This is a genomic window from Phytopseudomonas daroniae (genome assembly GCF_004327285.1).
In the GTDB taxonomy this organism is placed as follows: domain Bacteria; phylum Pseudomonadota; class Gammaproteobacteria; order Pseudomonadales; family Pseudomonadaceae; genus Aquipseudomonas; species Aquipseudomonas daroniae.
In genome coordinates this window covers 188,797-195,320 of sequence record NZ_QJUI01000013.1, presented here as the reverse complement: position 1 = coordinate 195,320, position 6,524 = coordinate 188,797, and the positions used below count along the sequence as shown (strand labels likewise).

7 protein-coding genes and 1 pseudogene are annotated in these 6,524 nt (G+C 58.0%); 4 read left to right on the top strand and 4 right to left on the bottom strand.

The genetic code is table 11. From position 1 onward, the window contains the following. Nucleotides 1–222, top strand: a pseudogene (locus DNK06_RS25220) (hypothetical protein); the annotation flags it as partial. 94 nt (nt 223–316) lie between these two features. Here the strand turns inward: DNK06_RS25220 and tyrS are convergent. Beyond that, nucleotides 317–1,516, bottom strand: a complete 1,200-nt coding sequence (gene tyrS, locus DNK06_RS16335; protein ID WP_131181054.1) for a tyrosine--tRNA ligase — start codon at nt 1,514–1,516, stop codon at nt 317–319. Between the two features lie 208 nt (nt 1,517–1,724). Here tyrS and DNK06_RS16330 point away from each other — a divergent pair, with 208 nt between their 5' ends. Further along, nucleotides 1,725–3,146, top strand: coding sequence for a peptidoglycan DD-metalloendopeptidase family protein (locus tag DNK06_RS16330; protein WP_131181053.1), 1,422 nt, complete (start codon nt 1,725–1,727; stop codon nt 3,144–3,146). A 4-nt stretch (nt 3,147–3,150) separates the two neighbouring features. Beyond that, a complete protein-coding gene (locus tag DNK06_RS16325; RefSeq protein ID WP_131181052.1) occupies nt 3,151–4,239 on the top strand; it encodes an anhydro-N-acetylmuramic acid kinase in 1,089 nt (362 codons plus the stop codon). A gap of 60 nt (nt 4,240–4,299) precedes the next feature. On the opposite strand, the gene erpA is transcribed toward DNK06_RS16325, so the two are convergent. From erpA to DNK06_RS16310, 3 genes are all read right to left on the bottom strand, one after another. Further along, nucleotides 4,300–4,653 (bottom strand): iron-sulfur cluster insertion protein ErpA, encoded by a 354-nt coding sequence (erpA, locus tag DNK06_RS16320; RefSeq protein ID WP_131181051.1) that lies wholly within the window; start codon nt 4,651–4,653, stop codon nt 4,300–4,302. Between the two features lie 74 nt (nt 4,654–4,727). Continuing rightward, a complete protein-coding gene (locus DNK06_RS16315; protein WP_131181050.1) occupies nt 4,728–5,138 on the bottom strand; it encodes a bactofilin family protein in 411 nt (136 codons plus the stop codon). A gap of 13 nt (nt 5,139–5,151) precedes the next feature. Then, nucleotides 5,152–5,880, bottom strand: a complete 729-nt coding sequence (locus tag DNK06_RS16310; RefSeq protein WP_131181049.1) for a DUF6776 family protein — start codon at nt 5,878–5,880, stop codon at nt 5,152–5,154. Nucleotides 5,881–6,079: 199 nt separating this feature from the next. Between DNK06_RS16310 and hemJ the strand changes: the two genes are divergently transcribed. Further along, on the top strand, nt 6,080–6,505 hold the full coding sequence (hemJ, locus tag DNK06_RS16305; protein WP_131181048.1) for a protoporphyrinogen oxidase HemJ: 426 nt from the start codon (nt 6,080–6,082) through the stop codon (nt 6,503–6,505). Nucleotides 6,506–6,524: the final 19 nt, after the last annotated feature.

The window sequence follows — 6,524 nt, the reverse complement described above, 5'->3', positions numbered from 1 at the left end:
AAGAACTTTTTCTTTCTTCTCAACACCTTGCAGCACCCCACCAGACCATCTTCTCTCCAGCGGGAGGCGCATTCTACAGCGTTACAAACCGCTGTCAACCACCTCTTCAACCGCTTTCGATCCAACCTGATCGAGCCATCAACAGTGCCACTCAAACCACCCTGTCGATGCAGGCGCATTCTACTCGAATTCGTCGTCCGTGCAACCTTTATTTTCGTCTAACTACCTGATTAACAAGGAATTTTCAGATCAGGCCGCGCCGGAAGTGGTGCGCATTATAGGCAACCTGGTTCTCAGGTCAACGGTTATTTACGCTTTATTCGGATTTCAGCGTAATCCGCGCAAAAGCCTTCTTGCCGGCCTGGCAAACATGGGTTGCGTCCAGCTTGAATACGAAGGAGCGGTCTACAACCTGACCATCCACCCGCACACCGCCAGAACCCAGCAGGTCGCGAGCGACTGCGGCATTCTTGACCAGCCCTGCCTTATTAAGGAGGGCTGCAATCGGCATGTCCTCGGCAGAGGCAAGCTCGACCTCAGGCAGATCTTCCGGCAACTCGCCGTCCTTCATACGGTTACCGGCAGAACGATGCGCAGTGGCAGCGGCTTCTTCACCGTGGAAACGCGCCACGATCTCTTCAGCCAGCTTGATCTTGATATCACGAGGATTGGCGCCGCCCTCGACATCCTTCTTGAACTGCTCGATTTCATCCATGGAACGGAAGCTCAGTAATTCGAAGTAGCGCCACATCAAGGCATCCGGCATGGAGACCAGCTTGTTGTACATGACGCCGGGCGCTTCCTGGATACCTATATAGTTACCCAGGGACTTGGACATCTTCTTCACGCCATCGAGACCTTCGAGCAGCGGCATGGTAACCACGCACTGAGAGGCCTGGCCGTATGCGCGCTGCAGCTCACGCCCCATCAGCAGGTTGAATTTCTGGTCGGTACCGCCCAACTCGACGTCGGCACGCAGCGCCACGGAGTCGTAGCCCTGCACCAACGGGTAAAGGAACTCGTGAATGGCAATCGGCTGGTTGCCGGTGTAGCGCTTATCGAAGTCGTCACGCTCGAGCATGCGCGCCACGGTGTACTGCGAAGCCAGACGAATGAAGTCGGCAGGCGTCAGCTTGTCCATCCAGGTGGAGTTGAAGGCGACTTCGGTCTTCGCCGGATCAAGGATCTTGAATACCTGATTCTTGTAGGTTTCGGCGTTATCGAGAACCTGCTCACGAGTCAACGGAGGGCGAGTAGCGCTCTTGCCGCTCGGATCCCCGATCATGCCGGTGAAGTCACCGATCAGGAAAATCACCTGATGCCCCAGCTCCTGGAATTGACGCAGCTTATTAATAAGCACGGTATGCCCCAGGTGCAGGTCGGGCGCTGTCGGATCGAAGCCCGCCTTGATGCGCAGTGGCTCGCCGCGCTTGAGCTTCTCGATCAGCTCCGCCTCAACCAGGACTTCTTCCGCACCGCGCTTGATCAGCGCGAGCTGCTCTTCAACCGACTTCATAAGGGCTCACAATCACCGAATTCAAAAGGGAACCAACCATACAAGATCACGGACAAATGACAAGTTTTGCCCAGTGTAAAGCCGAAGGCACGCCAGCCATCACCTTCAGGGTTGCCTCGAGGTGGATTTGGTTATATTTTATACAGTTACTGCATATTCATTAGTTTCTTCTTTTTCCTCTTCATCTTTTCACTTCAAAAGCAGCCCTATGACCTCTACAACTAAAGCGCCGCCGCTCTATCCAAAAACCCACATCATCGCAGCGAGCGGCGTAGCCGCCCTGCTAAGTCTGGCCCTCCTGGTATTCCCCTCCCGGGAAGTAGAAGCGAAGAAAACCTACCTTAATCTGGACATGGATAACGGCTCGGAACAGGTTCAGCAGAACCTGCCGACGCCTTCGTCGGACGTTGCCATAGAGCAGCCATCCGCTGATTCGCCCTTTGCGCAAATAGAAAGCAGCAGCAACGACACGCAAAATGCAGAACAGGATGTCGAGCCACAAGTAGCCGAGCAACCGCCAGAAGATCCCCGCAAGCAAACCATTACAGTAGCCAATGGCGACACCCTTTCCACGGTGTTCAGCAAGGTCGGCCTTTCCGCCAATACCCTGCATGATGTGATCAATAGCAGCAAGGAAGCCAAGCAGTTCAGCCGCCTCAAAGTCGGCCAGGAACTGGAGTTCCTGCTGAGCGAAGACGGCCAACTGGAAAGCCTGCGCAGCAAACTCAGCGACCTGGAAAGCGTCAGCCTGAGCAAGACGGAAAAGGGTTATGACTTCAAGCGTGACCTGGTCAAACCGGATGTTCGTGATGCCTATGCTCACGGCGTGATCAACAGTTCGCTGTTCGTCTCCGCCAAGCAGGCTGGTCTGTCGCACAACCTGACCATGGATCTGGCCAACATTTTCGGTTACGACATCGACTTCGCCATGGACATTCGCCAGGGTGACGAATTCGAAGTCATCTACCAGGAAAAGGTGGTCAACGATAAATCCGTTGGTACCGGCAATATTCTTTCCGCGCGCTTCACCAACCGCGGCAAGACCTATACCGCTGTGCGCTATACCGACAAGCAGGGCAACGTCAGTTACTACGACGCTGACGGCAATAGCATGCGCAAAGCATTCATCCGTACTCCGGTGGACTTTGCCCGTATCAGCTCGCGCTTCTCCAATGGTCGTAAACACCCGATCCTCAACAAGATCCGTGCACACAAGGGCGTGGATTACGCAGCGCCACGCGGTACGCCGATCAAGGCAGCCGGAGACGGCAAGGTCATCCTGGCAGGTCGTAAAGGTGGCTACGGCAATACCGTGGTGCTGCAGCACGGCAGCCGCTACCGCACCCTCTATGCGCACATGCAGGGTTTCGCCAAAGGCGTGCGTACCGGGGGTAGCGTCAAGCAGGGGCAGATCATCGGCTATATCGGCACCACCGGCCTGTCTACCGGACCGCACCTGCACTATGAATTCCAGGTCAACGGCACTCACGTGGATCCGCTGAGCCAAAAGCTGCCGATGTCCGATCCTATCGCTCGCCAGGACAAGCAACGCTTCCTGCAGATGAGCAAGCCGCTGATGGCGCGCATGGATCAGGAAAAAGCCACCATGCTCGCGCTCAACAAGCACTAAGCCGATGCTCTACCTCGGTGTGATGTCCGGTACCAGCCTCGATGGGCTGGACATCGCCCTTATCGAACAAGGCGAGCACACCAGGCTGCTCGCCCATCATTACCAAGCCCTCCCCGATTCGCTCCGTGAACAGTTGCTGGCACTCTGCAGCTCTGGCCCGGACGAACTCGCACGAGCCGCCATTGCCGAGCAGCAATGGGCGCAGCTCGTCGCAGACGGCGTACACCGCCTGCTGAGCGAACAGCATCTGCAACCGCAGGCCATCCGCGCGATTGGCAGCCATGGCCAGACGGTGCGCCATGAACCGGCGCGGGGTTTCACCATCCAGATCGGCAATGCCGCGCTTCTGGCCGAACTCACCGGTATCACCGTAGTGGCCGATTTTCGCCGCCGGGATGTCGCAGCAGGCGGTCAGGGTGCCCCGCTGGTGCCAGCCTTTCACGAGGCGCTGTTCGCCAGCCCCGGCACGGTACGGGCGATTCTGAATGTGGGCGGTTTCAGCAACCTGAGCCTGCTGGAAGAAGGAAAGCCAGCGCTGGGTTTCGACTGTGGCCCCGGTAACGTATTGATGGACGCCTGGATTCACCACCATCGCGGGCAAGCCTATGACCGCGATGGTGCCTGGGCTGCCAGCGGCCAGGTACAGGAAGGTTTGCTCAGGGCACTGCTCAACGACCCCTTCTTCCAGGCCACCGGCCCGAAAAGCACGGGTCGTGAACTGTTCAACCTGCCATGGCTGATGCAGCAACTGGAAAAACATCCGGCATATAAAGCAGAGGATGTACAGGCAACGCTGCTCGAGCTGACAGCAACGAGCATCATCACCTCACTGCAACAGGCTCAACCGAATTGCAGCGAATTGCTGGTCTGTGGTGGTGGCGCCCACAACAAGGCATTGATCGACCGCCTGCAAACACTGCTACCCGGCTCGACGGTCAGCAGCACAGGCGATCATGGCGTACCGGCTGACTGGGTGGAGGCCATGGCATTCGCCTGGCTTGCCCACTGCTGCCTCAATGGCATTCCCGGCAATCGCCCGGAAGTCACGGGGGCGCGCGGGTTACGGGTGCTTGGTGCGATCTACCCGGCCTGAACCCGGCAACCAGAACGAAAAACGCCGCGCATCTGCGCGGCGTTTTCAGTAGGGCAAGGCTTAGATCGAGAACGACGAGCCGCAACCACAGGTCGTGGTCGCATTGGGATTCTTGATCACGAAGCGCGAACCCTCCAGGCCTTCCTGATAGTCCACCTCAGCGCCCACCAGATACTGAAAGCTCATCGGGTCGACCACCAGGCTGACGCCCTCGCGCTCGATGATGGTGTCATCCTCGGCAACGTCTTCATCGAAGGTGAAACCGTACTGGAACCCGGAGCAGCCGCCGCCGGTGACGAATACCCGCAGCTTCAGGCGCGGATTGCCTTCTTCATCAACCAGGCTCTTAACCTTGCTTGCCGCCCCTTGCGTGAATTGCATCGCTGCTGTGGGGGTGAAGGTTTCGACGCTCATGTTTTTCTCCCGGCGCCAGGCGCCATACTGCGATGTAGCGCTATATTATCCGCTTACCCTAGAAAAGCGGTCAACTATTGTACGTCGCCCAAGCTTTCTGGTAGCTCCAACGGTCTGCCCTGCTCCGTGATCGGCCACAAGCCGCCCTCGACTTGCGCGCCCCTGGCCATTTCCATCAGGCCGTAATAGAGATTACCGCGCACCCGGGCTCGAGGGCCCAGTTCGACGTGCTGGCTGGCGTAGACATCGCCGATGATCTCGCCATCTATCACTACATGGGGGGCGCGCACCTCACCTTCAACCTGCCCGTCGACACTCACCCGCACCAGACCTTCTCCGGTGAGGATATTGCCGAGTACCCTACCGTCGACCTGTACGGCGCCCTGAAACTCAAGATCACCGCGAAACGCCGCGCCAGCCGCGATCAGACTGGTCTTGCCAGTGAAACGCTGCATATCGGTCTTGCCCTTGCCTTTATTCCACATCGCGAACCATCACTTATCCGTCAGCCCATTCAATTTGACGCTCGACGGGCTTACCACCCTCGACATCGGCCTTGATACGTATCTGTTGCGGCTCGAACCCTTCGGGTAGCCGCAGCTCGCCGAGGCGCCCACCTTCTGGAATCGCTTGCAGATGCTTGAAGGCGAACGGGATCGACTGCTCCGTCGAGCCGCTCGGCAGATCGCTGCTCAATTGCGACAGCTGAAGGCTTGCCGCCTTGCCCACCTGACGTCCTTCCACCTGCACGTGCAAACGCCCCTGCATGGGCTTGTCATCCTTGCCAACGCGACTGAGCATGATCTTGAAGCGGAACACACCTGCTTCCTCGGTGGGGTGAATGTCGAAGGTGCGAATAAGTACCCCATCAGCCCTGCTATCCGGCGCCAGCACACCTTTATAAAAGGCCAACTCCTGCTGCTGCTTGAATATCTGCTCTTCCAGCAGCTTGATGGTCAGGCGACTCTGCTCATTGGACTGCTGCGCCAGTTGCTCGCCACTGCTCAACACTGCCATCCGCTGGCGCAGCTCGTCCAACTCCCGCGACTGCTCGTCGAGCCGAGCCTGCATCGCCTGCGCCTTGACGTCCTGCTCCTGCATCGCCCTGGCCTGCCACCAACTCCCCAGGTAAAAAGTGCTGGGCACGGCCATCAACAAGAGGATGAGCGCGACACGAAGACGCCGCTCATGCGAGCGATTGCTGGGGCGGACTTCCCAGCCCGACATCAGGCACGCCACCTGCGCGTGCCGCAGCAGCGGACAGGCAGTATCGTTGAAGTAAGGTGGGATGCGGGCATCGGGTGCCTCGGGGCATATGCACAAAGATGCCGATCATAAAGCCGCACCCGCCTGCGGCCAACCGTCTTGATGACTATTGAGCTCCTGAGCACTAGTATCGAGACACCTATCACCAAAAGGAACGGCAATGCTCTACCTGTGGATCAAAGCCCTACATATCGTCGCCATGGTCTGCTGGTTTGCCGGTCTGTTCTATCTGCCACGGCTGTTCGTGTACCACGCCATGAGCGAGGATGCCCCAAGCCGCGAACGCTTCAGCATCATGCAGCGCAAGCTGTACCGCGGCATCATGACGCCGGCGATGATTGCCACGCTGGTATTCGGCATAACCCTGCTGGTTCTGGTACCCGGCTGGATGAGCCAAGGCTGGATGCACGCCAAGCTGACGCTGGTGATACTGCTGGTCGGTTATCACCATGTCTGTGGCGCCATGTACAAGCGCCTGGCCCGTGGCGAGAACAACCGTAGCCACGTGTTCTATCGTTGGTTCAACGAAGTCCCGGTGTTGCTGCTGCTCGCCATCGTCATCCTGGTAGTAGTCAAACCGTTCTGACAACACGCCGCCAAGGAAC

What these genes read in the sequence shown, in the direction of transcription:
- tyrS (WP_131181054.1), bottom strand. Translation starts at nt 1,516, where the DNA reads ATGAAGTCGGTTGAAGAGCAGCTCGCGCTGATCAAGCGCGGTGCGGAA.
- DNK06_RS16310 (WP_131181049.1), bottom strand. Translation starts at nt 5,880, where the DNA reads ATGTCGGGCTGGGAAGTCCGCCCCAGCAATCGCTCGCATGAGCGGCGT.
- hemJ (WP_131181048.1), top strand. Translation starts at nt 6,080, where the DNA reads ATGCTCTACCTGTGGATCAAAGCCCTACATATCGTCGCCATGGTCTGC.
- DNK06_RS16325 (WP_131181052.1), top strand. Translation starts at nt 3,151, where the DNA reads ATGCTCTACCTCGGTGTGATGTCCGGTACCAGCCTCGATGGGCTGGAC.
- erpA (WP_131181051.1), bottom strand. Translation starts at nt 4,653, where the DNA reads ATGAGCGTCGAAACCTTCACCCCCACAGCAGCGATGCAATTCACGCAA.
- DNK06_RS16330 (WP_131181053.1), top strand. Translation starts at nt 1,725, where the DNA reads ATGACCTCTACAACTAAAGCGCCGCCGCTCTATCCAAAAACCCACATC.
- DNK06_RS16315 (WP_131181050.1), bottom strand. Translation starts at nt 5,138, where the DNA reads ATGTGGAATAAAGGCAAGGGCAAGACCGATATGCAGCGTTTCACTGGC.